This window comes from Brevundimonas sp. P7753 (assembly GCF_013386595.1).
GTDB classification, from domain to species: Bacteria; Pseudomonadota; Alphaproteobacteria; order Caulobacterales; family Caulobacteraceae; genus Brevundimonas; species Brevundimonas bullata.
The window spans coordinates 1-22,320 of record NZ_JACARP010000048.1; the positions used below are offsets into that span (position 1 = coordinate 1).

Consider the following 22,320-nt stretch of genomic DNA (forward strand, 5'->3'; position numbering starts at 1 on the left):
AGCCAGACCGCCGCCCCCAGGCCGCCCGCGCCCCACAGGGCGGCGACCAGGCCGTTGGTGCGCGCGAAGCTGATCGCCAGCACGACCAGAATGGTCACGCCGACCGCTGTCAGGATCGGCGCGAGAGGCTGTCGGAAAAAGGCGGCGTTAGGCGCAGTTACGACGACGCCGCCTTCCGCAGAAGCGGCGTCGAGAACGGGTTCAGCCCTGTCGAGCGCTCGGCTCATCGTCATGATCGGGTCCGGTGTACGCGACTAACGCCCCATGCTGCCCGAGCTTCCTAAACATCCTCTGAAGTCAGAAGGCGCTTTCGAGAACAGCGTTGAACGCCCGAACCGCCGCCGCCGCCCCTTGCGGATGGTTCCAGACGCCCGCGCTGACGGCGACGAAATCGGCGCCCGCAGCGGCCACTTCAGCGGCGTTGTCGACCGTGATGCCGCCGATGGCCACGCAGGGCGTCTCCATCGTTTCCTGCCAAATGGTCAGCTCAGCCAGTTCGGGCCGATAGGTCGTCGCCTTGGTCTCGGTCGGGAAGAAGGCGCCGAAGGCGACATAATCCGCTCCCGCTTCAGCGGCTTCCATGCCCAGATGACGACTGTCATGGCAGGTGGCGCCGATCATGGCGTCCGGCCCCATGATGCGCCGCGCCTCGGCCACCGGCGTGTCGGCCTGGCCCACATGCACGCCGTCGCAGCCGGTGGCTTTCGCCAGATCCGGCCGGTCGTTCAGGATCACCGCCACGTCATGGGCTTGAGCGATCGGCGCCAGTCGCGCCACGGCGGCCCTGATCTGATCGTCCGAGGCGTCCTTGAGCCGGATCTGCAACGCCGCGACCTCGCCGGCCTCCAGCGCCTGCTCCAGCAGACCGGCGAAGGCCTCCAGATCGGCGATGGCCGGCGGCGTGATCAGATACAGCTGGCAGGGCGGGCGGGGCGTAAGAGCGGGTTGACGGGCCATGTCCTCGCCCTGCCCGTCCTCGCGCCGCGCGTCAATGTCGCAGCCCTATGCGAACGATTTGCACTCGCCTTAAGAAATGCTATAGCGAGCCATTCTCAGTAACTGCCTCGGGGCTTGCCGCCTTGTACGTCTGCAACTGTAACGGCCTTCGCCAGCGTGACGTCGCCCAAGCCATCGAGGCGGGCGCCACCCGCCCGCGTGAGATTTTCGCATCCAATCAATGCACTGCCCAGTGCGCGAAATGCGTCTGCGAAATGCGTCAGATGATCCAGGACACCCAGCAGGCCTTCGCGCTCGCCGCTGAGTAGTCGGCTCACCTGACAGCGAAATTCACTCGCACTATCAATGCAGTGATAAATACTCGCAAATGAACCACGCGGCCTTTGCCGTGGTAAAAGGCTTCGCATCCGGCAGCGTTTGAGTCTGGAGCGCCGCTCCGGCCTCCCTTCGCCGCCCATGACGAAAGGCGACGACCATGAAGGGCGATCCGGCGATCATCCGCACCCTGAACGCAGTTCTGACCAACGAACTGACGGCGGTGAACCAGTACTTCCTGCACGCCCGCATGTTCGAAAGCTGGGGTCTCAGCCACCTCGGCAACGTGATCTATGAGGAATCCATCGGCGAGATGAAGCACGCCGATATGCTGATCAAGCGCATCCTCTTCCTCGACGGCCTGCCCAACCTGCAGGACCTGCACAAGCTCAAGGTCGGCGAGGAGCCGATCGAATGCCTGGGCGCCGACCTGCAACTGGAGATCGACAGCCGCGCCACCACCAGCGCCGCCGTCACCCAGTGCGAGGAAGCTCGCGACTACGTCAGCCGCGACCTGCTGATGAAGATCCTGGCCGATACCGAGGAGCACATCGACTTCCTGGAAAACCAGCACAAGCTGATCGAGCTTCTGGGCGCCCAGAACTATCTTCAGTCGGCCATGAGCGAGATCAAGACCGACGGCGCCGCCACCGGCAACTGATCGCTTTCAGCGCCATCATTCAAGGAAGGGGGCGGTCGAGGTTCGGCCGCCCCCTTTTTCTTGGCCTAGAGCACCTCGCGCCGCGCCAGGTGCGCCACGGCCAGGATCAGCACCACCAGGCCCAGCCCGCCGCCCAGCCCCAGCGCGGTCTGCACACGCCAGGCTTCGCCCGCCAACATATTGACCGGCATCTGCCACGGCATGAAGACGCCCTGCTTGGCGGCTGTCGCCACGACCGCGAAGAAGGTCCCGCCTATGCCCACGATCAGGGCCGGCACGAAGCTGGCGAAGCGCATCGCGACCCAGAACTGAATGGCGATCATCAGCGCGCCCGCCACGACCATCAGTCCCAGAGACCGCGCATAGGCCGCCAGGTCGAACACGCCGGTCGGCGCCACGACCGGCTTGATCTGGGCGGCGAGCAAGGCCGCGGCTCCAGACAGCCCCAGCACCGCCACGCTCATCAGCGCCACCAGACCGATGACGCAGATCGCCTTGGCCGCGTACAGGTTCCAGCGCGGAATAGGCAGGGCGCGCAAATGATCCCAGGACCTCGGCCCATGCTCCATGTGGGCGACGAGGGCGGTCAATGCCGTGACGCTCATCGGCATCATGAAATACGCCCAAATGGCGACCGCCGAACCTATGACCATGTCCCAGGTCACGGCCTCTTTGGCGCGCAGCATCATCAGGAAGCCGAACAGGGCGATCAGCCCCGGCGCCGCCAGGGCTAGAAGCAGGGCCAGCGAACGGTTCAGCTTGCGAACCTCGACAGACAGGACAGACAACATCACGCGGCCTCCGGCAGGGATTGGGTGTTTTCGGTCACCTGGCGGTAGAGCCCCTCCAGCGAGCGTTCGCGGGCGCCAAAGGCGAAAACCCCGACCCCCTGCTCCACCAGCGCCCGATTCAGTCCAGCGGCGACTTGATCGTGGTCCTGACCGGGCCACAGGCGCGCGATCATGCCGTCAGCGCCTTCCACCAGGGTCAGGTCCCATCGCCGCAGCACCGCCGCCGCACGCTGAGGGTCGTCGACGCGCAAGGTGATCTCCGACGCCTCCGCCGCCTTCAGCGCCGCCAGTTCGCCCTCCAGCACCAGCCGTCCCTGATGGATCACCCCGACGTGTGTGGCGATCTGCTCGATCTCGCCCAACAGGTGGCTGGACAAGAGGACGGTCGCGCCGGTGCGCCCCGGCAGCCCCCGCAGAAAGCCGCGCATCTCGGCGATGCCGTCCGGGTCCAGACCATTTGTCGGCTCATCCAGCACCAGCACCGGCGGCGCGCCCAGCATGGCCCGGGCCAGCCCCAGCCTCTGCCGCATCCCCAGCGAATAGCCCGCGACGCGGCGCCCGGCGTCCGCGCGCATCTCGACGACGCCCAGCACCCGGTCGATTTCGCTGGGCGGCAGGCCCAGCAGACGGCGGCTCAGGTCCAGGTTCTCGCGCCCGGTCAGGTTGCCGTAGAAGCCGTGCGCCTCCAGCAGGGCGCCGACCTTGCGCGCTGCGCCGATGCGGTCACGCGCCACGTCCACGCCGCCGACCCTCGCCGTCCCCGCCGTCGGTCGGATCAGACCCAGCAACATCTTCAGCGTCGTCGTCTTGCCCGCGCCGTTGCGACCCAGAAACCCATAGACCGCCTGATCCGGCACGGTCATCGACACCGCCTCCACCGCCGTCCGCGCGCCGAAGCGCCGCGTCAGCCCTTCCGTCTCGATCATTCCGACCATGACCGCCCTCCATTCGTTTAACTCTTAGATAAAGTTGCGAAGCGGCGATCTTTAAGTCAAGATTAAAGATCAGTCAGATTCGGAACCGCCAGATGACCAATGACCTCGACCGCTTTCGACGCCTGTGCGGCCAGTACCGCTGGCTGGCCGTCTTCATGGTGGCCAGCGTGGGCCTGCTGCTGACCCTCGCCCACCTCATCGCCCCGCTCGTCCAGTGGGGGCGCACGCCGACCCTGACGGGCGGGCGCGATGTCGCCGCCTCGCTGATCTGGATCGCGCCCGCCCTCTGCTACCTGTTCGGGGTCTGGTCGATCGGCGCCGGCATGGGGCAGTTGGCGCGGGGGCGACTGATCCAGCCCACCCTGGCCTCGACCCTACGCCGCGTCGGTCTGGCGCTCGGCGTCGGCGGGGTGATCAGCGTCTTCGTCGTCACCAACCTGTTGCGCCTGATCGGCCACGCCAAGGGCGGCTATCTGCATTTCGACGTGGCGGGCATGACCCTGGGCATGATCGGCGGCGCCCTGTTTCTGCTGGGCCGGGTGGTCGATCAGGCAGGCGCCGTCCAGGCCGAGCTGGACGAGATGATCTGATGGCGGTTCGCGTCACCCTCGACGCCCTGATCGTCGCCAAGGGGATCAAGGCCCGCGACCTGGCCGCCCAGGTCGGGCTCAGCGAGACACAGCTGTCCCTGTTCCGCTCAGGCAAGATCAAGGGCATCCGCTTTCGCACCCTGGCCCGGCTGTGCGCCGCCCTGGGCTGCCGGCCAGGCGACCTGCTGGACTATGATCTGGACCCGGCCGACCTGGCTCCGCCCGACACGACTGAGTCGGACTGACGGAACCGCCCCGGCGGCGCGTCATTTGATGTCCTGATCTGTTCAGGAGCCATCATGCCCATCGAAGACGCCCTCGACACCGCCCGCGATCAGGCCGCCGACTTCCTCAACGCCGAGGGGCGGGACTGGACCCACGTCGCCCTGGGCCTGGCCCTGACGGCGGGTTTCGCCCTGGCGACGACCACGGCGGCCTCGAAGCTGATCCGCCCGCAACCGCGCCACGCCCTGCAGCCGCTGGGCAGCGACGCTCCGATCACCGAGCGCCCCCGCGGCCCGATCAGCCTGATCCTGCCCGCCATGTTCTCGGCCACCACCCTGTCCGCCGTTCGTGTCTGGAACGCCCCGGCCCGCCCCGAGCGCCGCACCGCCATGGCGCTTTGGGTTGCGGCACAGGCCGTCAGCGCGATCTGGCTGGCCGTTCGACCAACCCGGCTGACCACACAGATTCTGGCCGCCACCTCCTCGGCCGGCCTGGCGGCGGCCTTCGCCCATGAAGCGCGCAAGCTGGACCCCGGCGCCGGCAAGCTGGCCTCGCCGATGGGCATGGGCGTTCGCCTGGCCAACCGGGCCGAGGCCGGACTGGACCGCATGACCCGCTAGATCCGCAGACCGGCGATCAGCGCCCCCATTGCCCTTTTTCCGCTGTTCCTCTACGGCTCGCCGCGATTTCGCGCGCCCGCCCACGAGCGGCCGGGCCGCCCCCAGCCCTCAGACCCCAGCGGTTTTTATGAAAATCAACGGCAACACCATCAAGCCCGGCATGGTCCTGCAACACAACGGCGGCCTCTGGGTCGTCACCAAGGCCAGCCACGTCAAGCCCGGCAAGGGCGGCGCCTTCGCCAACGTCGAGGCCAAGAACCTCGAAACCGGCAACAAGCTGAACGAACGCTTCCGTTCGGAAGACAAGGTCGAGCGCGTCACCCTGGAACAGAAGGACTTCTCCTACCTTTTCGACAACGGCGACAGCCTGGTCTTCATGGACGACGCCACCTACGAGCAGATCGAACTGCAAAAGGACTGGGTCGGCGACGAACGCATCCCCTATCTGCAAGAGGGCATGAAGGTCGTCATCGAGATGCATGAAGACCGCCCGATCGGCCTGGAGCTGCCGGAGCAGGTCACACTGGAAGTCGCCGAGACCGAGCCCACCGTGAAGGGCCAGACCGCCTCGTCGTCCTACAAGCCGGCCAAGGCCAACAACGGCGTTCGCATCATGATCCCGCCCTACATGGGCGTGGGCGAGCGCATCGTCGTCGACACCACGACGGGCGAATACGTCCGCCGCGCGGACTAACAAACACCGTCTTTTCCGGCCAAGGTCGGGCGCTTAAGACGTATCTACAGGGGCGCGGATGGTCCGCGCCCCTTTTGCTTCTCCGTCTCTCCGGGCCGACAGGGCCTTCAAGGACAGCCGGACCAGGAGAACCCCATGGCCCTCGCCTCTGCTCTCGTTCAGGTCATCATCAGCGCGGTGCGCAAGACCGCCCGCCCCATGCTTCGCGATTTCGGCGAAGTCGCCCAGCTTCAGGTTTCGCGCAAAGGGCCCGGCGATTTCGTCACGGCCGCCGACCTGAAGGCCGAAGACACCCTTTTTGAACTGCTGATGAAGGCGCGCCCCGGCTACGGCTTCCTCGGCGAGGAACGCGGTCTGGTCGAAGGCACCGACAAGTCGCACACCTGGATCGTCGACCCGATCGACGGCACCACCAACTTCATGCACGCCATGCCCCACTTCGCCATCACGGTGGGCCTGGAGCGCAAGCATCCCGACGGCTCGTCCGAGATCGTCGCCGGCGTCACCTACAACCCGGTCATGAATGAGCTGTTCTGGGCCGAAAAGGGCAAGGGCTGCTATCTGAACGACCAGCGCATCCGCGTCTCGGGTCGTCGTGACCTGTCCGAGAGCCTGATCTCGACCGGCCTGCCCTTCATCGGCAAGGCTGGCCATTCGCAGGCCATCAAGGACATCCACGCGGTGGGCCAACGCGTCGCCGGCATTCGTCGCCTGGGCGCCGCCTCGCTGGACTTCGCTTGGGTGGCCGCGGGCCGCTACGACGCCTATTTCGAGCGTAATCTGCAGCCCTGGGACGTCGCGGCGGGCATCCTGTTCGTCACCGAAGCCGGCGGCACGGTCACGACCATCGACATCGACGGCGACCCCAAGAACGGCAAGCAGATCGTCGCTTCCAACCCGGAACTGCACCCGCAACTGCGCAAGATCCTGCAAGCGGCGTGATTCACGAGGCGCCCTCCCCTTTTGGGGGAGGGCGTTTTCTTTTTAGCTGTTCAGATCCAGCGAATAGCCCGCCGAGCGCACCGTGCGGATCGGGTTGACTGTGCCCTCGACGTTCAGGGCCTTGCGCAGGCGACCGACGTGGACGTCCACCGTGCGCGCCTCGACATAGACATCCGAGCCCCAGACGGCGTCCAGCAGCTGCTCGCGGCTGAACACCCGACCCGGGTGCTTCATCAGGTGATCCAGCAGGCGGAACTCGGTCGGCCCCAGATGGACCTCCTTGCCCGCGCGGCGGACGCGGTGGGCGACGCGGTCAATGACGATGTCGGCGTGGTTGATGCGGTCGTCGGCCAGGCCCGGACGGATGCGGCGCAGCACGGCGCGAATACGCGCCGTCAGCTCCGTCATCGAGAAAGGCTTGGTCATATAGTCGTCGGCGCCGGTGTCGAGGCCGCGCACGCGGTCCGACTCTTCGCCGCGCGCCGTCAGCATGATGATCGGCAGGTTGCGTGTCTCGGCCCGGCCGCGCAGCCGACGGCAGACCTCGATCCCTGACAGCTTGGGCAGCATCCAGTCCAGCAGCACCAGATCCGGCAGGCGCTCGTCGACCTGCAACAGGCCCTCCTCCCCGTCCGCCGCCACGGTGACGTCATAGCCTTCCTTCTCCAGATTGTACTGGAGCAGGGTGGCCAGGGCGTCCTCGTCTTCCATCACCAGAATATAGGGTTGCACGTCAGGCTCTCCGGGCAGTCGAAGTCGTCAGCAGGAAGGGAAGTCAGTCGTCCGTCAGATCGGACGGAAGGGTCGAGATATGCGGCGTGGACGTCTGTTCCTCGCCGGGACCGGGAACGGCCTTGGGCCGCTCGCCCAGCATTTCCTCGCCGGTGATCTCATAGTGGACGGTCTCGGCGATGTTGGTCGCGTGGTCGCCGATCCGTTCCAGGTTCTTGGCCATGAACAACAGATGAGTGCAGGCCGTGATCGTGCGCGGATCGCCCATCATGTAGGTCAGCAGTTCGCGGAACAGGGCGTTATAGTGCTCGTCCACCTCGTCGTCGGTGCTCCAGACCGACAGGGCGCGCTCGATCTCCGAGGCCGTATAGGCGTCCAGCACGTCGCGCAGCCGGGTCGAAACCAGCCGCCCCATCCGCTCGATCGAGCGGGTCAGGGGCTGCATGGGTTCGCCTTCCGCCAGGATCAGCGCCCGCTTGGCGATGTTCTTGGCCAGGTCGCCGGTGCGCTCCAGATCGGAGGCCAGCTTCATGGCCCCCAGGGTGCGGCGCAGGTCCGACGCCACCGGCTGACGCAGGGCGATCAGACGGATCGACTTCTTCTCGATGTCGCGATGCAGGGCGTCCAGACGGTTGTCGCGCTCGACCACCGCCTTGGCCAGGGCCACGTCGCGGCGGGCGACGGATTCGATGGCGTCCGCCACCTGGGCCTCGGCCAGACCGCCCATGCGGACGACCTCGGCCGTCAGTTGGTTCAGTTCGTCGCCGTAAGCCTTGACCGTGTGCTGGTTCATGCTCGCGCCCTTAGCCGAAGCGGCCGGTGATATAGTCGAGCGTGCGGCGCTCGCGGGGATTGGTGAATATCTCTTCGGTGTCGCCGGTCTCGACCAGCTTGCCCATGTGGAAGAAGGCCGTGCGTTGGGACACGCGGGCCGCCTGGGCCATCGAGTGGGTGACGATGACGATGCAGTAGCGCTCGCGCAGTTCGTCGATCAGCTCCTCGATCTTGGCCGTGGCGATCGGGTCCAGCGCCGAGCAGGGCTCGTCCATCAGGATGACTTCGGGTTCGACCGCGATGGCGCGAGCGATGACCAGACGCTGCTGCTGACCGCCCGACAGGCCGGTGCCCGGCGAGTGCAGACGGTCGGCGACCTCTTCCCACAGACCCGCGCGCTTAAGCGCCTTCTGGACGATGTCGTCCAGTTCGCCCTTGGACGTGGCCAAGCCGTGAATCTTCGGCCCATAGGCGACGTTCTCGTAGATCGTCTTGGGGAAGGGATTGGGCTTCTGGAACACCATGCCGACCTGGGCGCGCAGCAGCACGGGGTCGATCTTGCGGTCGTTGATGTCGCCGCCGTCCATCTCGATCTGGCCGGTGACGCGGCAGCCCGGAATGGTGTCGTTCATGCGGTTCATGGTCCGCAGGAAGGTCGACTTGCCGCAACCCGACGGGCCGATCAAAGCCGTGACGGTCTTGTCCGGGATGTCCAGCGAGACGTCGAACAGGGCCTGCTTGTCCCCATAGAAGACCGAGACGCCGCGCGCGGCGATCTTGATCGGACCCAGGGGCGCCGAAGCATGAGCGCCAAGGGTCGGCGCGCGGGTCAGGGATGCAGGTTCGGCGGAGGCGGTCATGGCGGGGGTCTCAGAAGCAGCAGCAGGCTCGTTCGAACCGCCGGATTGGCCGTCGGGAGCGCGGAAAATGTTGAACTTCATCAGACTACCACCGGCGTTCGAACCGCCGACGCAGCAGGATCGCGGCGGCGTTCATGACGATCATGAAGGCTAGGAGCACAAGGATGGCGGCGGCGGTCCGCTCGTGGAACGCGCGCTCCGAGGCGTTCTCCCAGATGTAGATCAGCGAAGGCAGGGCGCCGACCGGCTCGTCGATGGCGTGGGGCACGCCGGGGACGAAGCTGATCATGCCGATCAGCAGCAGGGGCGCGGTCTCGCCCAGGGCGTGGGCCATGGCGATGATCGAACCTGTCATGACGCCCGGCATAGCCAGGGGCAGGACGTGGCCGAACACGGTCTGGGTGCGGCTGGCGCCCATGGCCAAGGCGGCTTCGCGGATCGACGGCGGCACGGCCTTCAGCGACGAGCGCGTGGCGATGATCACCGTGGGCAGGGCCATCAGCGCCAACACCAGACCGCCGACCAGCGGACTGGCGCGCGGCAGGTGCAGGAAGTTGATGAACAGGGCCAGACCCAGCAGGCCGTAAACAATCGACGGCACGGCGGCGAGGTTGTTGATGTTGACCTCGATGATCGCGGTCAGGCGGTTGCGCGGCGAGTATTCTTCCAGCCACACGGCGGCGCCGACGCCGACCGGAATGGCGATCAGGGCCGTGACCAGCAACATCAGGGCCGAACCGACCACGGCGCCCAGCAGGCCCGCCAGCTCGGGCTGGGTCGAGTCGCCCTTGGTGAACAGGGCGCTGTTGAAGTGGGCGCGAACCGAACCGGACGCCTTCATCCTATCCAGCCAGGCCATCTGCTCATTGCTGATGCGACGCTGGTCCTCTGGCGTGGCCTGGGAAATCTTTCCCTTCAAATAGAGGTCGGCGTTGTCGGCCAGGGGCGCCGTGACCGGGACCGTCTGACCCAGCAGGCTAGGCTGGCGCGCGATCATGCCCGCCGCCTGGAACTTCAGCTCCGACGAGAACAGGGCCTTCATGGCCGCGGTCTTGGAGCCCTGGGCGTCGTCCTGAATGCCGAGGCGACGCAGCTGCTGTTCCGCCACGATCTGTTCGAAGTTCGCGCCCTGAGGATAGGCGCGGTCGATGCGCGACGCGTCCATATAGACCGGCAGGGTCACGCTGTGGCTGTAGAAGGCGGTGCGGCCCTGCATGATGATGCTGCCCAGCAGGATCACCAGGAAGACCAGGGCGAAGCCGATGGCCGCGCGGCCATACCATTTGAAGCGGGTCTCACGGGCGTAGCGGCCGCGCAAGCGAGCTTGCAGACGCTCGGTCCGGGGGCTGACGGCGTTCGTCTTCACGCCAATGTCGACGGGCGCGTCAGTCATATTGTTCCCGATAGGCTTGCACGATGCGCATGGCGACGATGTTGAGCAGCAGGGTGACGACGAACAGGGTCAGGCCCAGACCGAAGGCGGCGAGCGTCTTGGGGCTGTTGAACTCCTGGTCCCCGGTCAGCAGGGTGACGATCTGCACCGTGACGGTCGTGACCGTATCCAGCGGGTTCAGGGTCAGCTTGGCGGCCAGACCGGCGGCCATGGTCACGATCATGGTCTCGCCGATGGCGCGCGAGATGGCCAGCAGGAAGGCCCCGGCGATGCCCGGCAGGGCGGCGGGCAGAAGCACGCGCTTGACCGTTTCCGACTTGGTCGCGCCCATGGCGTAGGAGCCGTCGCGCAGGGACTGAGGCACCGCGTTCATGATGTCGTCGGACAGGGAGCTGACGAAGGGGATCAGCATGATCCCCATGACGGCGCCGGCCACTAGGGCCATCTGGTTCTGCACCAGCAGCAGGTATTGGCCGATGCCGTCCAGCGGTCCGCCGACCAGCCAGCCGCCGATAGTGTTGAAGAAGACCCGGAAGGCCGGGCCCACGGTCAGGGCGGCGAAGAAGCCGTAGACCACGGTCGGTACGCCCGCCAGGACCTCGAGCAGAGGCTTGACCACGGCGCGGGTGCGGCGTCCGGCGTATTCCGACAGATAGATGGCCGAGAACAGGCCGATCGGTCCCGCCACCATCATGGCGATCATCATGATCAGGAAGGTGCCCGCGAACAGAGGCACCGCCCCGAAGGCGCCCGACGACCCGATCTGGTCGGCGCGGATCGCCATCTGCGGGCTCCACTTGGTCCCGAACAGGAATTCGGTGATCGGCACCGAGTTGAAGAAGCGAAGGCTGTCCCAGACCAGGGAGAAGATGATGCCCAGGGTCGTCAGCACGGCAACGACCGAACAGGCGAACAGGGCGATGCTGATCCAGCTTTCCACCCGATTGCGGGCGCGCAGGTCGGGACGGATGCGGATAAAGACAAAGATCCCGCCCAGGATGGCCGCGATCAGGGCCGCGACGCCGCCGCCCCAGCTCAGGGCCGAAGAGATGCGGTGCGCGCGACGGCCCTCAGCCGGCAGTTCCTCGGCATAGGGCGCGGGCCAGATCTGCTGGGCCTCAAGGCCGTCGCCGATGCGGCGGGCGTCCGAGAAGAAGGCCTCGCGACGGAAGGGCTCCAGCTGGGTGACGCTGTCCGGCGCGCCGGCGGCCAGCATCTGGCGCTCCAGCGGGGTGGAGAAGATCGAGGCGGCGATCAGCACGACCAGAGCCGGCATGCCGACCCAGATCAGGGCGTAGAGGCCATGCTGGCCCGGACGCGAGTGCGCCCTGACGCCCGCGCTGCGGCGCGTCGCCAGCCGACGCCCGCCCAGATAGGCAAGCCCCGAGAAGGCGATCAGCAATAACAGGAAAATCCAGATCATCCGGGTCCGTGCGCGCGTGAATCATTAACGTGCCGGGTCCGGCGCGTTTCGGTCGGGAAACTGCCTGTGATTGGCGAGCGGATTAAGACGGGCGCGTGACACTTCTGTTACGACGCCCATCCTTCGTGTCGCAGGCCTTCATGTCGCAGGGGCGCCCTCGACGGCATCCCGCACGGGCGCCAGAGGGAAACAGGCGGCGAAAATCGCGCCCTGGCCCAGGGCGCTGTCTACGCTCAGACCGCCCCGGTGGCGGATGATGATGTGGCGCACGATGGCCAGACCCAGGCCCGTGCCCTGGCGTTCCCCGCTCTTCTGGCCCTCGACGCGATAGAATCGCTCGGTCAGGCGCGGCAGGTGCTCGCGCGCCATGCCGGGGCCATGGTCGCGTACGGTGATCACGGCGTACTTCTGGCCCGCCTCGCGGTCGGGCGTGGCCAGCGACAGGCGCGTTCCCTCTGGCATCCGCGCCGCCATGGCCTCGTCCAGGGTCCGGCCCCGCTCGATCAACAGTTCGACGACGCCGCCGTGACTGGAATATTTCAGGGCGTTGTCGATCAGGTTCTGAATGACCTGAACGATCTCGTCGCGGTCGCCCGCAACCGTCGCTCCCCCCTGCCCCAGGTCCGCCTTGATGGTCACGCCCCGCTCGCGCGAGATCACGCTGACGGCGTCCACCACGTCCGAGGCCGCCCGCGCCAGGTCAACCCGACCCAGGGGCGCGATGTGCTCGTTCAGTTCGATTCGGCTCAGCGACAGCAGGTCGGCGACCAGCCGCCCCATCCGGTCGGCCTGGATCGCCATGATGTCGAGGAACTTGTCGCGCGCCTTGGGGTCGTCCTTGGCGTGACCCTTTAGCGTCTCGATGAAGCCCGACAGCGAGGCCAGCGGCGTGCGCAGTTCATGGCTGGCGTTGGCCAGGAAGTCGACGCGCATCATCTCCATGCGTCGGGTGTCGGTCTCGTCGCGCAGCGCCAGCAGGGCCAAGGCCCCGGCGCCCCACAGATGAGCGTCCCGCTCGGGCAGCGGTCGCACGAAAGCCCGCCAGTGCCGTTCCTGAGCGCCGCCGCCGACATAGTCGACCGTACTGCTGAAATTCCCGAACAGGGCCTCGTCCACCGCTTCCAGCACCTTGGGATCGCGGATCACCGAGACCAGCAGCCCCGCCCCCGTGCCGTTCAGTCGAAACAGCTCGCGCGCGGCGGCGTTGGCCAGGGCGATGCGGCGTCCGGCGATGTCGTCCGCCTCACCCCCGCTGATGATCAGGATCGGATCGTCCAGCGCCTCGAACACATCCCCCAGCAGGACGCCGTCGGGCGCCAGATCGGCCGGCCCGCTGCGATCCAGTTCGCTGATGCTGACCAGGGCCGGAGGGCGACGATTCACCAGCCAGGTCGCCAGGGCCACGGCCACGGCGCCCGCCGCCAGCCAACCGGCCAGTTCCGGCTTCATCACCGCAAGCGCCGCCATGACCAGAATGGCCACGCCGCCGCTGGCCCCGGCGGTCCAGAGCCTGGACGAGGCGGTCGGCGCGACCGGCGAAGGCGAATGCTCATACGGCATGGAGATCGACGTTATCTCATTATTCAGCGACTGAGCCTAAAACGGCCGCGTCTCGAAGGGGGACCGCAAGGCGGAAGATTTCGCGCATAGCGTAGTTTGTTCACCGATTTGCGGCAGTCTTTTCGGCAGGTTGGAGGGGCTTGTGACGTGAATACGATCCTGAACTGCCTGGTTCAGCAACATGACTGGCGAATCGTGCCGTTCGCCCTGCTCGTCTCCATATTCAGCCTGCTGATAGCCCTGTCCCTGTTCGACCGCGCCCGTAATGTCGCGCGGCGCTCGCGCCGGGTCTATCTGATCGCCGTTCCTCTGGTGGCCGGGCTCGGCGTCTGGAGCACCCACTTCATCGCCATGAAGGCCTATGATATCGGCGTGCCGGTGCGCTATGCCGTTGGCGAAACCGCCGCCTCCCTGGCCATCGTCGTCGTCGCCTTCTACGTCGCCATGCACCTGGCCCTAGCGGATATCGGTCGCCTAGGCCGCCTGATCGCAGCCCTGACCTGCGGCCTTGGCGTCGCGGCGATGCACTTCCTCGGCATGTCGGGACTGCGCCTGTCCGGCGCCGTCCTGTCGTGGAACGCTCCCCTGGTCATGACGGCGATCGTCGGCGGAATGCTGCTGGTCAGCGCCATCGCCCTGCTGCCCTGGCGGGTCGGCGCCAAGCGGGTGATCCTCGCCACCATTCTGGCGGCGCTGGGCGTCTGCTGGCTGCATTTCGTGGCCATGAGCGCCGTGGTCGTCACCCCCACGCCCGGCGTGCTTCTGCCCGTCGCCGCCGCCGCCGAGACGACCCTGACCCTGTGGATCGGGGCCAGCGTCGGCCTGCTGTCCATCATCGCCGCCTTCCTGACCGGCATGGTCTGGTGGTCGCGACACAGCGCCCTGGGCCAACTGCGAGAGGCCATCGAGGCCATGCCCGACGGCCTCGGCTTCTATGACGCCGACGACCGGCTGGCGATCTGGAACCAGCGCTACGCCGAAGTGAACCCCGAAATCGCCGCCGCGCTCAAGGTCGGCGTCACCTTCCGAGAAATCCTCGACGCAGGCCTGAAGGCCGGCATCTACCCTTGCGCTGTGGGTCGCGAGCAGGCCTGGATCGCCGAGCGAATGGCCAATCGCCGCCGGCCCCAGGGCGCCATGGAGCAGAACGTCGGCGACCGCTGGCTGCGGGTTCAGGACCGCCGCACCGCCGAAAAAGGCACCGTCACCGTCTGCTCCGACATCACTGACCTGAAACGCGACGCCCAGGCCCTGGCCGAAGCGAAAGACGCCGCCGACACCGCCAACCGCGCCAAGAGCCAGTTCCTGGCCAATATGAGCCACGAAATCCGCACGCCGCTGAACGGCGTCATCGGCGTGGCTCAGGCCCTGGCCCGCACCGATCTGGACGAGAACCAGCGCGAAATGCTGGACCTGATCCATTCCTCCAGTCGCACATTGCAGACCCTGCTCAGCGACATCCTCGATCTGGCTCGTGTCGAGTCGGGACGACTGGAGTTGAGCGATCAGCCCTATGACCTGGCCCGCGCGGTCGAGGAAGCCGCGCAACTCTACGCCGCCGCCGCGCGCGACAAGGGGCTGCAGTTCTTTGTCGAGGTCGCGCCGGAGGCCCGGAAATGGATTTACGGCGACGCCGTGCGCCTGAAGCAGATCCTGACCAATCTCGTCTCCAACGCCGTCAAGTTCACCGCCTCGGGCTTTGTCAGCCTGACGGTCGACACCGGGCCGCAGGGCCTGCGCTTCGTGGTTCAGGACACCGGCATCGGCTTTGACGCCGAGACCCGCGACCGGCTGTTCAGCCGCTTCGAACAGGCCGACGGCGACATCACGCGGCGCTTTGGCGGCTCGGGCCTGGGCCTGGCGATCAGCCGCGAACTGGCGGCCATGATGGGCGGCGGTCTGGGATGCGAGAGCGAGCCCGGCGGCGGTGCCGCCTTCATCCTGACCCTGCCCCTGCGCCCGGCCGAAAAGCCCGCTGTGCCCACGCCGACGGTCGTCACGTCGGAGGACTCGCTCTTTGTCGAGAACGCCCGTCGCCTGCGTATCCTGGTCGCCGACGACCATCCCACCAACCGGCGCGTGGTCGAGCTGATCCTGGATCAGGAAGCCGTCGATCTGGTCTCGGTCGAGGACGGGGCCCAGGCGGTCGAAGCCTGTCGCGCCGCGCCCTTTGACCTGGTGCTGATGGACATGCAGATGCCGGTCATGGACGGGCTGACCGCGACCCGCGAGATTCGTCTGCATGAGGTGGCCATGGGGGCGCCGCGCACCCCGGTCGTCATGCTGACCGCCAACGCCCTGCCCGAACATATCGCGGCGGGGCTGGACGCCGGGGCCGACCGCCATCTGGCCAAGCCGTTCAGCGTCGAGGCCCTGCTGGCCATGGTGCAGGAGCTGACCACGGACGCGCCTCAGGCCGCTGTTCAAGCGGCCTGAGGGTCTTCGTCGTCTATTCGTAGCCGTGGGCGGCTTCGTTGATCACCTGTGACGGCATAGTCGAGAAGTCGATGCTCACGGGCTTCACCGCCTTGGCCTGAAACGTCTTGATGACGTGGTCCAGGCGCTTGCGGACCTCCTTTGTCGCCTCGGCGTCCGGGTCGAGACCCAGCGGTGCCAGGCAGAATTCGATGATCGCGTGGGGTCGGTTCAGAGGTTCCATAGGCTCATTCCTTTCCTAAGCGGCGTGGAACTGGGCGGTTTCGGTGGAGTCCTTCAGGGCCGTGGTCGAGGACTGGCCGTTCGAGATCACCGTGGCGACCTGATCGAAATAGCCGGTGCCGACTTCGCGCTGGTGGCGGGTGGCGGTGTAGCCGGCCGCCTCGTTCGAGAACTCGCGCTGCTGCAGCTCGGAATAGGCCGCCATGCCGCGATCGCGATAGCCGTCGGCCAGCTCGAACATCGAGTTGTTCAGGCTGTGGAAGCCGGCCAGGGTCACGAACTGGAACTTGTAGCCCATGGCCCCCAGCTCGCGCTGGAACTTGGCGATGGTCGCGTCGTCCAGCTTGGCCTTCCAGTTGAAGGAGGGCGAGCAGTTATAGGCCATCAGCTTGCCCGGATGCTCCTTCTGGATCGCCTCGGCGAACTTCTTGGCGTCATCCAGATCGGGGTGCGAGGTTTCCCACCACAGCAGGTCGGCGATGTTGGCGTAGGAAAGCCCGCGCGCGATGCAGTGGTCCAGGCCCGTGCCTTCCTTCAGACGGAAGAAGCCCTCGGGCGTGCGGTTTTCGCGGTCGATGAAGGGCTGGTCGCGCTCGTCGATGTCCGAAGTGATCAACTGGGCGCTCTCGGCGTCGGTGCGGGCGACCGTGATGGTCGGCGTGCCCATGACATCGGCGGCCAGACGGGCGGCGACCAGATTGCGGATATGGGCCTGGGTCGGGATCAGGACCTTGCCGCCGAGGTGGCCGCACTTCTTCTCGGACGCCAGCTGGTCCTCGAAGTGGACGCCGGCAGCGCCCGCCTCGATGAAGGCCTTCATGATTTCGAAGCTGTTCAGCGGCCCGCCGAAGCCAGCCTCGGCGTCGGCGACGATGGGGGCGAACCATTCACGCTTGGCGCCGCCCTCGGCGTGCTCGATCTGGTCGGCGCGTTGCAGAGTGCGGTTGATGCGGCGGCACAATTCCGGCGCGGCGTTGGCCGGGTACAGCGACTGGTCCGGATACATGGCCCCGGCGGTGTTGGCGTCGGCGGCGACCTGCCAGCCCGACAGATAGATGGCCTTCAGACCGGCGCGAACCATCTGCATCGCCTGATTGCCGGTGACGGCGCCCAGGGCGTTGATGAAGGGCTCGGTGTGCAGTAGCTCCCACAGGCGGTTGGCGCCGCGCTCGGCCAGGGTGTGGGTGATCGGCACCGAGCCGCGCAGGCGCAGGACGTCCTCGGGGGTGTAGGGACGCTCGATGCCGTCGAAACGGCCGGCGGGCGAAGGAACCAGATCGGCGAAGGTCGTCATGTTCGTCTCGGTCTCGATAAGGCGCGGCCGCAGCCGCTGTCCTGAAGACACAAACACGCCCCCGTCACAATTGACACAGCCAGAACCCCATCATTAAAGTCAAACAGTCACATCATGACACTTGCCAATCGGTCATATCGTGACATCATCAGGTCATGAACGCCGTCGCTGATCGCAAACTCTTCCTCGGCGGCCGCCTGAAAAGGCTGAGACGCGACCTCGGCCTGTCGCAGACGGCGATGGCGGGCGACCTGGGCGTCTCGCCCTCCTATCTGAACCATATCGAGCGCAATCAACGCCCCGTCTCGGCCCAGCTTCTGCTGCGTCTGGCCGAAACCTATGACGTCGATCTGAGGAATCTCGGCCAATCGGGCGGCCCGGCGTCAGAAGCCGAACTAGCCGAAGCCTTCGCCGACCCCCTGTTCCAGGGCCTGGCCGTGCCGCGCCACGAGATCGTGCAACTGGCCGAGGATCAGCCCGCCGCCGCCGACGCCATCCTGAGGCTGTATCGCGCCTTTTCCGACCGCCGCGTGCGCGACCGGGCCGAGGGCGAGGTCGCCGGCGCCGCCTCCCCGGCCGACAGCCCCTCGGAATGGGTGCGCGAATACATCCAGGCCCGGCACAACCATGTCCCCGAACTTGATGCCCTGGGCGAGGCCCTGCATGAGGCGCTGAAGGCTGAAGCCTCGTCGCCGGACGAGAGCTTCGAGGCCCTGGCCCGCGCCCGGCTGTTCGCCCGTCACGGCCTGACGGTCCGCACCCTGCCCGCCGAGGTCATGGTCGAATGGACCCGCCGCTTTGACCCGCACCGGGGGCGGCTGCTGCTGTCCGATACGCTAGGGCCGTCGTCGCGCGCCTTCGCCGTCGCCTGCCAGCTGGCCCTGATGGAGCATGGCACCGAGCTTCAGGCCCTGACCGAGGCGGCCAGCGCCCCCGATGACCCGACCCGCAACCTGCTGAAGACCTCGCTGACCAACAGTCTGGCCGCCGCCACCCTCATGCCCTACGCCGCCTTTCAGCGCACGGCGGAAGAGACCGGCTATGATCTGGCCCGACTTCAGGCCCGCTTCGGCGTCGGCTTCGAGCAGGCGGCGCACCGGCTGACCACACTGTCACGCCCGACGGCGCGCGGCGTGCCCTTCTTCCTGATGCGGGTCGATCAGGCGGGCAATGTGTCGAAACGCTATGCCTCGGGCGCCTTTCCCTTTTCGCGCTTCGGCGGGTCCTGCCCGCGCTGGCGGCTGCACTCGGCCTTCCGCACGCCGGGCCGCATCGTCACCCAGATCATCGAGACGCCAAGCCAGGACGGAAAAGAGGGATCGCGCTGGTTCACCCTGGCCCGCACCGTCGACCGCCAGGGCCAGGACGCCTTCACCGAAGGACAGGACCTGGCCATCGGCCTGGGCTGCGAGCTGAAGCACGCCCACCGCCTGATCTATGCGCGCGGCCTGGACCTGCAAAAGCCCGAGGTCACGCCCATCGGCCCGGCCTGCCGTCTGTGCGAACGCCACCCCTGCGCCGAACGCGCCGCCCCGCCGGTCGGGCGGGCGCTGACGGTGGACGACTGGTCGAAGTCGGTCAGTCCCTATCCGTTTGCCCAAGATGCCCTTCTCCCCTTGAGGGAGAAGGTGGCCCGTCAGGGCCGGATGAGGGGTGTCGGCGCAGCCGGTAGATTTTATGTCGATCCAACCTGACGGCCAGCATCGGATAGGCGCTGCACCCACCCCTCATCCTTCAGGCTTCGCCTGCCACCTTCTCCCGCAAGGGAGAAGGATCAGCTAATGCGCCAGCAGCAGGGCCACCGGGCTTTCCGTAATCAGTGTCTGCGTCACCCCGCCGAAGATCCACTGACGCATCCGGGCATGACCCCAGGCGCCGCTGACGATGGCGCCGGCCTTCATTTCGGCGGCGCAGTCCAGCAGGCGACGGCCCGTCGAGCGGTCATCATGGGCGCGGGCCTCGGCCTCGGCCTTGACGCCATGACGCGTCAGCCAGGCGACGACGTCGGCGGTGCGCAGACGCGCGCCGTCCATGTCCTCGGGATCGCAGAGTTCCAGCACACGCACGCTTTCGGCCTCGCGCAGCATGGGGATGGCGGCGACGGCGGCCAGACGGCTTTCGCGACTGTCGGTCCAGGCCAGCAAGACCGGAGCCCCGACCACCGACCGCGCCGGATTCGGCGGCACGATCAGGATCGAGCGCCCCGCCCGCATGGCCAGATCAGCCGGATGCGGCGCCCGCCAGCCGCTGGCGTTGGCGGCGTCGCGCCCGACGATCAGCACGTCGGCGGAGCGGGCGTGCTTGATCAACAGGCTGGTCGGATCGCCTACGTCGGCGCGCCATTCGCACGACACGCCCGCGCGGGTGGCGATCTCACGGAAACGGGCCTCGGCTCCCTTCAGCGCCTTCTCGGCGCGTTCGTGCTGCTCGATCAGCACCTCGCCCAGCAGGATGCCCGCCCCATAGGCGTCAGCCACCGGCGTCTCGGGCGCACAGGCCGACACGCCGATCAGATGCGCCCCGTGCGCCTTGGCCAGGGCGGCGGCCTGCTCGATCCGCTGGATGTTGTCGGCTTCATCATCGACATAGACGATCAGGCTGGACCAAGTCATCGCGACTTCCTCTCGTTCCAGAGCGATAGAACGCCGTGGGCCGGGTTTGATCCTTGATCCCGATCAAATAACAGCGATCAGATCAACACGACCTTGCCGTTCTCGACCCGGTGCGGAACCCCGGTCCTGCGGAACAGGCTGGCGATTTCGGCGGCGGGATCGGCCGCGCCCTGATCCAGCATACGCTCGATGCTCTCCGCCAGAGACGGATCGCCCGAGACGCGGGTCAGCGCGTCCAGCCATTCAACACGGCTCAAGACCCCGTCTTCCCGGTTGGCCGCCAGCACCGGGCGCAGGAAGTCGAACCAGTCGCCTCCGTCGCGCCGCTTCTGCGCCCCTTCCGCCGCCATGGCGAAGACAGCCCCGCAGGCGTAGTAGGCTCGGTGCTCGCCCCGGTCGCCCGCCTCAGCCAAAGGTTTGCGACTCAGGTCGATGCAGTCGTTCACCTCGGTCTGCAGTTCCGCACGGTCGTCATATGCTGGGTCCAAGGCCTTCAGCGCCCTCACCGCCATCAGGTCGGCCCCGCCCTCGGTGATCCAGGCGTCGCGCGCGAATTCATAGCGAACCGCCTGCCCCAGCCAGAAGTGCGCGCTTTCGTGGCCGATGAACCAGCGCGAACGCTCCAGCACCTGCTGAGTGGGATTCAACACGCCGACGCCCTCGAAATTCATGACGATCAGGCCCGGCAGGACGCTGCCGCCCATGCTGGACAGGCGCTCGGTCGGGCCATTCCAGCTGACCATGACCGTTGACGTCTCGCTGCCGACGCCGGGCGCGCCAAGACGGCGCAGGTAGTAGTCCCCGACATGGGGGGCGAAGCTACGGATCTCTTCGCCGATCCAGGGCGGCAGGTTGGGGTCTATGACCGTGGTCAGACCCTCGCCGGGCGTCACCCGCGCCTGGCCCAGCAGGACGTAGGAGCGCTCGCCGGTCGTGGTCAGCTCGGCCTGACGCCTGCCGTTGAACAGCACCGGCCCGGCCGTATCACGCCAGGTGACGGTAGAGGCCCCACCTTCCAGATCAATGCCGTTCAGGTCGGCGGGCATGGCCTCGGCCGCCTCGACCGATGACAGGGCGAAGACGTCGAACTGACGCGTCGGCAGGGCGACCGCACCATCTGAGAAGGTCAGCGTGCCGTATTCCGCCTCCAGATAGACCGCCTTGGGCTTGATCGAGAAGCGGACGTGGCGGGGCACAGGGCCGCCGTCCAGACTTCGGATCACGTCATAGTGGCCGCGCCGCTCCATGACGACGCCGGGCGTCTCGACCGTCCACTGGGTCGGACGCCAGGGCTGACGCACGTCGGTCATCAGGGCAGAATCCATGAAGGCCCAGACCTGCGCGTCACGGTTGAAGACATAGTCCGCCGTCCAGCGCTCCCCGTCGCGCACGACCTCGACCACCGGCGCGGCGCGCACGTCCCAGGTTCCCGGCGGCAGGGGCGCGGCGGCGCAGGCGCCCAGCAAGGCCGTAGTCAGGACAGTCGAGGCGGCGAAGGCTTTCAGACGCAAGACGGGAAACTCCAGACTGTTCAGCTTGAGCATAGGCGACGCGGCGTCCGCGTCAGCTTACGGTTTGCTCACGATTGCGCCCGTGAAAGGGCGCGGCCCGCCGCCGCCAGTTCGCCGGCCATCACCGCCTTCAGCCGCTGCGGCGCCTCGATCGTCACCTGCTCGCCCCAGCTGAACAGGTGCCAGGCCAGTTCACGCATGCCCGAGGCGCGGAACCTCACCACCACCGATCCGTCCGGCTGATCCTCCAGCGTCTGCGTCGGGTGCCAGCGCCAGCCGCGCGCTTCAGTCGCGCCCTGGGGCGTGACGCGCAGGACCACGTCTTCGATCTCGTCCTGATAGATGCCGAAGGACTGGCTGGCGAAGGCGGCCAGGTCGAAGTCAGCCGGCGGCGTCGCCAACCCGTCGCCGGCCTCGACCGAGGTCATGCGATCAAGGCGAAAAGTCTGAATGCGTCCGCTCTCGCGATCAGCCGCCACCAAATAGTTGGCGCGGCCGAACATGACGCCGCACGGCGCCACGCTGCGGCTGCGGGCCTCGGCCCCCGGTCGCGAATAGATGAAGCTCAAGGGCCGGCCCGCCAGCACCGCCCCGCGAATCTCGGCCAGTACGGATTCGTCGGCCGAGGGTCGCGGCCCGGCCTGGACGGCGATGGTCTCGGCCCGCACCAGGGCCTCCAGATCGGGGGCCAGCCGGTTCAAGGTGGTCGAGCGCATCGCCGCCTTCACCTTTCGCTCCAGACCCTCCAGCGCCGCCGCCCGCCCCGCCTCGCC

Annotated in this window: 23 protein-coding genes and 1 pseudogene; 9 read left to right on the forward strand and 15 right to left on the reverse strand. The window is 67.1% G+C overall.

Annotated features, from left to right (window positions below; translation table 11 throughout):
* Positions 1-233, reverse strand: a pseudogene (locus tag HX774_RS10505) (histidine kinase); the annotation flags it as partial.
* Positions 234-297: 64 nt separating this feature from the next.
* Positions 298-957 carry a thiamine phosphate synthase gene (gene thiE / locus HX774_RS10510; protein WP_178826602.1) on the reverse strand — a complete coding sequence of 220 codons (660 nt, stop codon included), beginning with the start codon at positions 955-957 and terminating at the stop codon, positions 298-300.
* A gap of 122 nt (positions 958-1,079) precedes the next feature.
* Here thiE and HX774_RS10515 point away from each other — a divergent pair, with 122 nt between their 5' ends.
* Complete coding sequence (locus HX774_RS10515; RefSeq protein WP_114817976.1) at positions 1,080-1,265, forward strand: bacterioferritin-associated ferredoxin; 186 nt, start codon at positions 1,080-1,082, stop codon at positions 1,263-1,265.
* 167 nt (positions 1,266-1,432) lie between these two features.
* The gene (bfr, locus tag HX774_RS10520) at positions 1,433-1,933 is read left to right on the forward strand and encodes a bacterioferritin (RefSeq protein WP_178826604.1); all 501 of its coding nucleotides are present in this window, start codon (positions 1,433-1,435) and stop codon (positions 1,931-1,933) included.
* Between the two features lie 65 nt (positions 1,934-1,998).
* Here bfr and HX774_RS10525 read toward each other — a convergent pair whose 3' ends face one another.
* Positions 1,999-2,724, reverse strand: coding sequence for an ABC transporter permease (locus tag HX774_RS10525; RefSeq protein ID WP_178826606.1), 726 nt, complete (start codon positions 2,722-2,724; stop codon positions 1,999-2,001).
* A complete protein-coding gene (locus HX774_RS10530; protein WP_178826608.1) occupies positions 2,724-3,659 on the reverse strand; it encodes an ABC transporter ATP-binding protein in 936 nt (311 codons plus the stop codon). The genes HX774_RS10525 and HX774_RS10530 overlap by 1 nt, the downstream gene beginning before the upstream one ends.
* A gap of 92 nt (positions 3,660-3,751) precedes the next feature.
* Here HX774_RS10530 and HX774_RS10535 point away from each other — a divergent pair, with 92 nt between their 5' ends.
* From HX774_RS10535 to HX774_RS10555, 5 genes are all read left to right on the forward strand, one after another.
* Positions 3,752-4,249: a DUF2975 domain-containing protein gene (locus HX774_RS10535; protein ID WP_178826610.1), complete on the forward strand. Its 498-nt coding sequence runs from the start codon at positions 3,752-3,754 to the stop codon at positions 4,247-4,249.
* Positions 4,249-4,494, forward strand: a complete 246-nt coding sequence (locus HX774_RS10540) for a helix-turn-helix transcriptional regulator (RefSeq protein WP_178826612.1) — start codon at positions 4,249-4,251, stop codon at positions 4,492-4,494. Before HX774_RS10535 ends, HX774_RS10540 begins: the two co-directional genes overlap by 1 nt.
* Before the next feature lie 54 nt (positions 4,495-4,548).
* Positions 4,549-5,094, forward strand: a complete 546-nt coding sequence (locus HX774_RS10545; RefSeq protein ID WP_218650375.1) for a TspO protein — start codon at positions 4,549-4,551, stop codon at positions 5,092-5,094.
* A gap of 127 nt (positions 5,095-5,221) precedes the next feature.
* Positions 5,222-5,788, forward strand: coding sequence for an elongation factor P (gene efp / locus HX774_RS10550; RefSeq protein WP_114817983.1), 567 nt, complete (start codon positions 5,222-5,224; stop codon positions 5,786-5,788).
* 135 nt (positions 5,789-5,923) lie between these two features.
* On the forward strand, positions 5,924-6,730 hold the full coding sequence (locus tag HX774_RS10555) for an inositol monophosphatase family protein (protein WP_178826614.1): 807 nt from the start codon (positions 5,924-5,926) through the stop codon (positions 6,728-6,730).
* A gap of 42 nt (positions 6,731-6,772) precedes the next feature.
* Here the strand turns inward: HX774_RS10555 and phoB are convergent, their stop codons facing one another.
* The 6 genes from phoB to HX774_RS10585 form a co-directional block, all read right to left on the reverse strand.
* Positions 6,773-7,462, reverse strand: a complete 690-nt coding sequence (gene phoB, locus HX774_RS10560) for a phosphate regulon transcriptional regulator PhoB (protein ID WP_114817985.1) — start codon at positions 7,460-7,462, stop codon at positions 6,773-6,775.
* Between the two features lie 43 nt (positions 7,463-7,505).
* Entirely contained in the window at positions 7,506-8,255 is a 750-nt protein-coding gene (gene phoU / locus HX774_RS10565; protein ID WP_178826616.1) for a phosphate signaling complex protein PhoU, read from the reverse strand.
* Positions 8,256-8,265: 10 nt separating this feature from the next.
* On the reverse strand, positions 8,266-9,096 hold the full coding sequence (gene pstB, locus HX774_RS10570) for a phosphate ABC transporter ATP-binding protein PstB (RefSeq protein WP_178826632.1): 831 nt from the start codon (positions 9,094-9,096) through the stop codon (positions 8,266-8,268).
* Positions 9,097-9,181: 85 nt separating this feature from the next.
* Positions 9,182-10,489, reverse strand: a complete 1,308-nt coding sequence (gene pstA / locus HX774_RS10575) for a phosphate ABC transporter permease PstA (RefSeq protein WP_178826618.1) — start codon at positions 10,487-10,489, stop codon at positions 9,182-9,184.
* Positions 10,482-11,912, reverse strand: a complete 1,431-nt coding sequence (pstC, locus tag HX774_RS10580) for a phosphate ABC transporter permease subunit PstC (protein ID WP_178826620.1) — start codon at positions 11,910-11,912, stop codon at positions 10,482-10,484. Before pstC ends, pstA begins: the two co-directional genes overlap by 8 nt.
* A 138-nt stretch (positions 11,913-12,050) precedes the next feature.
* Entirely contained in the window at positions 12,051-13,472 is a 1,422-nt protein-coding gene (locus HX774_RS10585; RefSeq protein WP_178826622.1) for a cell wall metabolism sensor histidine kinase WalK, read from the reverse strand.
* 147 nt (positions 13,473-13,619) lie between these two features.
* Between HX774_RS10585 and HX774_RS10590 the strand changes: the two genes are divergently transcribed.
* The gene (locus HX774_RS10590; protein WP_178826624.1) at positions 13,620-15,908 is read left to right on the forward strand and encodes an ATP-binding protein; all 2,289 of its coding nucleotides are present in this window, start codon (positions 13,620-13,622) and stop codon (positions 15,906-15,908) included.
* A 13-nt stretch (positions 15,909-15,921) separates the two neighbouring features.
* Here the strand turns inward: HX774_RS10590 and HX774_RS10595 are convergent, their stop codons facing one another.
* Together HX774_RS10595 and aceA are read right to left on the reverse strand one after the other, a co-directional pair.
* Positions 15,922-16,131 carry a hypothetical protein gene (locus tag HX774_RS10595; protein WP_114817991.1) on the reverse strand — a complete coding sequence of 70 codons (210 nt, stop codon included), beginning with the start codon at positions 16,129-16,131 and terminating at the stop codon, positions 15,922-15,924.
* A 15-nt stretch (positions 16,132-16,146) separates the two neighbouring features.
* Positions 16,147-17,424 carry an isocitrate lyase gene (gene aceA, locus HX774_RS10600; RefSeq protein ID WP_114818014.1) on the reverse strand — a complete coding sequence of 426 codons (1,278 nt, stop codon included), beginning with the start codon at positions 17,422-17,424 and terminating at the stop codon, positions 16,147-16,149.
* 155 nt (positions 17,425-17,579) lie between these two features.
* Between aceA and HX774_RS10605 the strand changes: the two genes are divergently transcribed.
* A complete protein-coding gene (locus HX774_RS10605) occupies positions 17,580-19,118 on the forward strand; it encodes a short-chain fatty acyl-CoA regulator family protein (RefSeq protein ID WP_255500376.1) in 1,539 nt (512 codons plus the stop codon).
* Between the two features lie 84 nt (positions 19,119-19,202).
* On the opposite strand, the gene HX774_RS10610 is transcribed toward HX774_RS10605, so the two are convergent.
* The 3 genes from HX774_RS10610 to HX774_RS10620 form a co-directional block, all read right to left on the reverse strand.
* Positions 19,203-20,036: a universal stress protein gene (locus HX774_RS10610; protein WP_178826626.1), complete on the reverse strand. Its 834-nt coding sequence runs from the start codon at positions 20,034-20,036 to the stop codon at positions 19,203-19,205.
* 77 nt (positions 20,037-20,113) lie between these two features.
* A complete protein-coding gene (locus tag HX774_RS10615; protein ID WP_178826634.1) occupies positions 20,114-21,547 on the reverse strand; it encodes a hypothetical protein in 1,434 nt (477 codons plus the stop codon).
* Between the two features lie 68 nt (positions 21,548-21,615).
* Positions 21,616-22,320: WYL domain-containing protein (locus tag HX774_RS10620; protein ID WP_178826628.1), on the reverse strand; the 705-nt coding region annotated here is incomplete at its 5' end.

Bases quoted from the DNA above. Each gene is read 5' to 3' on its own strand.
- phoU (WP_178826616.1), bottom strand. From the start codon at position 8,255: ATGAACCAGCACACGGTCAAGGCTTACGGCGACGAACTGAACCAACTG.
- pstA (WP_178826618.1), bottom strand. From the start codon at position 10,489: ATGACTGACGCGCCCGTCGACATTGGCGTGAAGACGAACGCCGTCAGC.
- HX774_RS10530 (WP_178826608.1), bottom strand. From the start codon at position 3,659: ATGGTCGGAATGATCGAGACGGAAGGGCTGACGCGGCGCTTCGGCGCG.
- HX774_RS10610 (WP_178826626.1), bottom strand. From the start codon at position 20,036: ATGACTTGGTCCAGCCTGATCGTCTATGTCGATGATGAAGCCGACAAC.
- thiE (WP_178826602.1), bottom strand. From the start codon at position 957: ATGGCCCGTCAACCCGCTCTTACGCCCCGCCCGCCCTGCCAGCTGTAT.
- HX774_RS10525 (WP_178826606.1), bottom strand. From the start codon at position 2,724: ATGTTGTCTGTCCTGTCTGTCGAGGTTCGCAAGCTGAACCGTTCGCTG.
- HX774_RS10585 (WP_178826622.1), bottom strand. From the start codon at position 13,472: ATGCCGTATGAGCATTCGCCTTCGCCGGTCGCGCCGACCGCCTCGTCC.
- aceA (WP_114818014.1), bottom strand. From the start codon at position 17,424: ATGACGACCTTCGCCGATCTGGTTCCTTCGCCCGCCGGCCGTTTCGAC.
- HX774_RS10605 (WP_255500376.1), top strand. From the start codon at position 17,580: ATGAACGCCGTCGCTGATCGCAAACTCTTCCTCGGCGGCCGCCTGAAA.
- HX774_RS10540 (WP_178826612.1), top strand. From the start codon at position 4,249: ATGGCGGTTCGCGTCACCCTCGACGCCCTGATCGTCGCCAAGGGGATC.
- HX774_RS10555 (WP_178826614.1), top strand. From the start codon at position 5,924: ATGGCCCTCGCCTCTGCTCTCGTTCAGGTCATCATCAGCGCGGTGCGC.
- bfr (WP_178826604.1), top strand. From the start codon at position 1,433: ATGAAGGGCGATCCGGCGATCATCCGCACCCTGAACGCAGTTCTGACC.
- pstB (WP_178826632.1), bottom strand. From the start codon at position 9,096: ATGACCGCCTCCGCCGAACCTGCATCCCTGACCCGCGCGCCGACCCTT.
- efp (WP_114817983.1), top strand. From the start codon at position 5,222: ATGAAAATCAACGGCAACACCATCAAGCCCGGCATGGTCCTGCAACAC.
- HX774_RS10595 (WP_114817991.1), bottom strand. From the start codon at position 16,131: ATGGAACCTCTGAACCGACCCCACGCGATCATCGAATTCTGCCTGGCA.
- HX774_RS10535 (WP_178826610.1), top strand. From the start codon at position 3,752: ATGACCAATGACCTCGACCGCTTTCGACGCCTGTGCGGCCAGTACCGC.
- HX774_RS10545 (WP_218650375.1), top strand. From the start codon at position 4,549: ATGCCCATCGAAGACGCCCTCGACACCGCCCGCGATCAGGCCGCCGAC.
- pstC (WP_178826620.1), bottom strand. From the start codon at position 11,912: ATGATCTGGATTTTCCTGTTATTGCTGATCGCCTTCTCGGGGCTTGCC.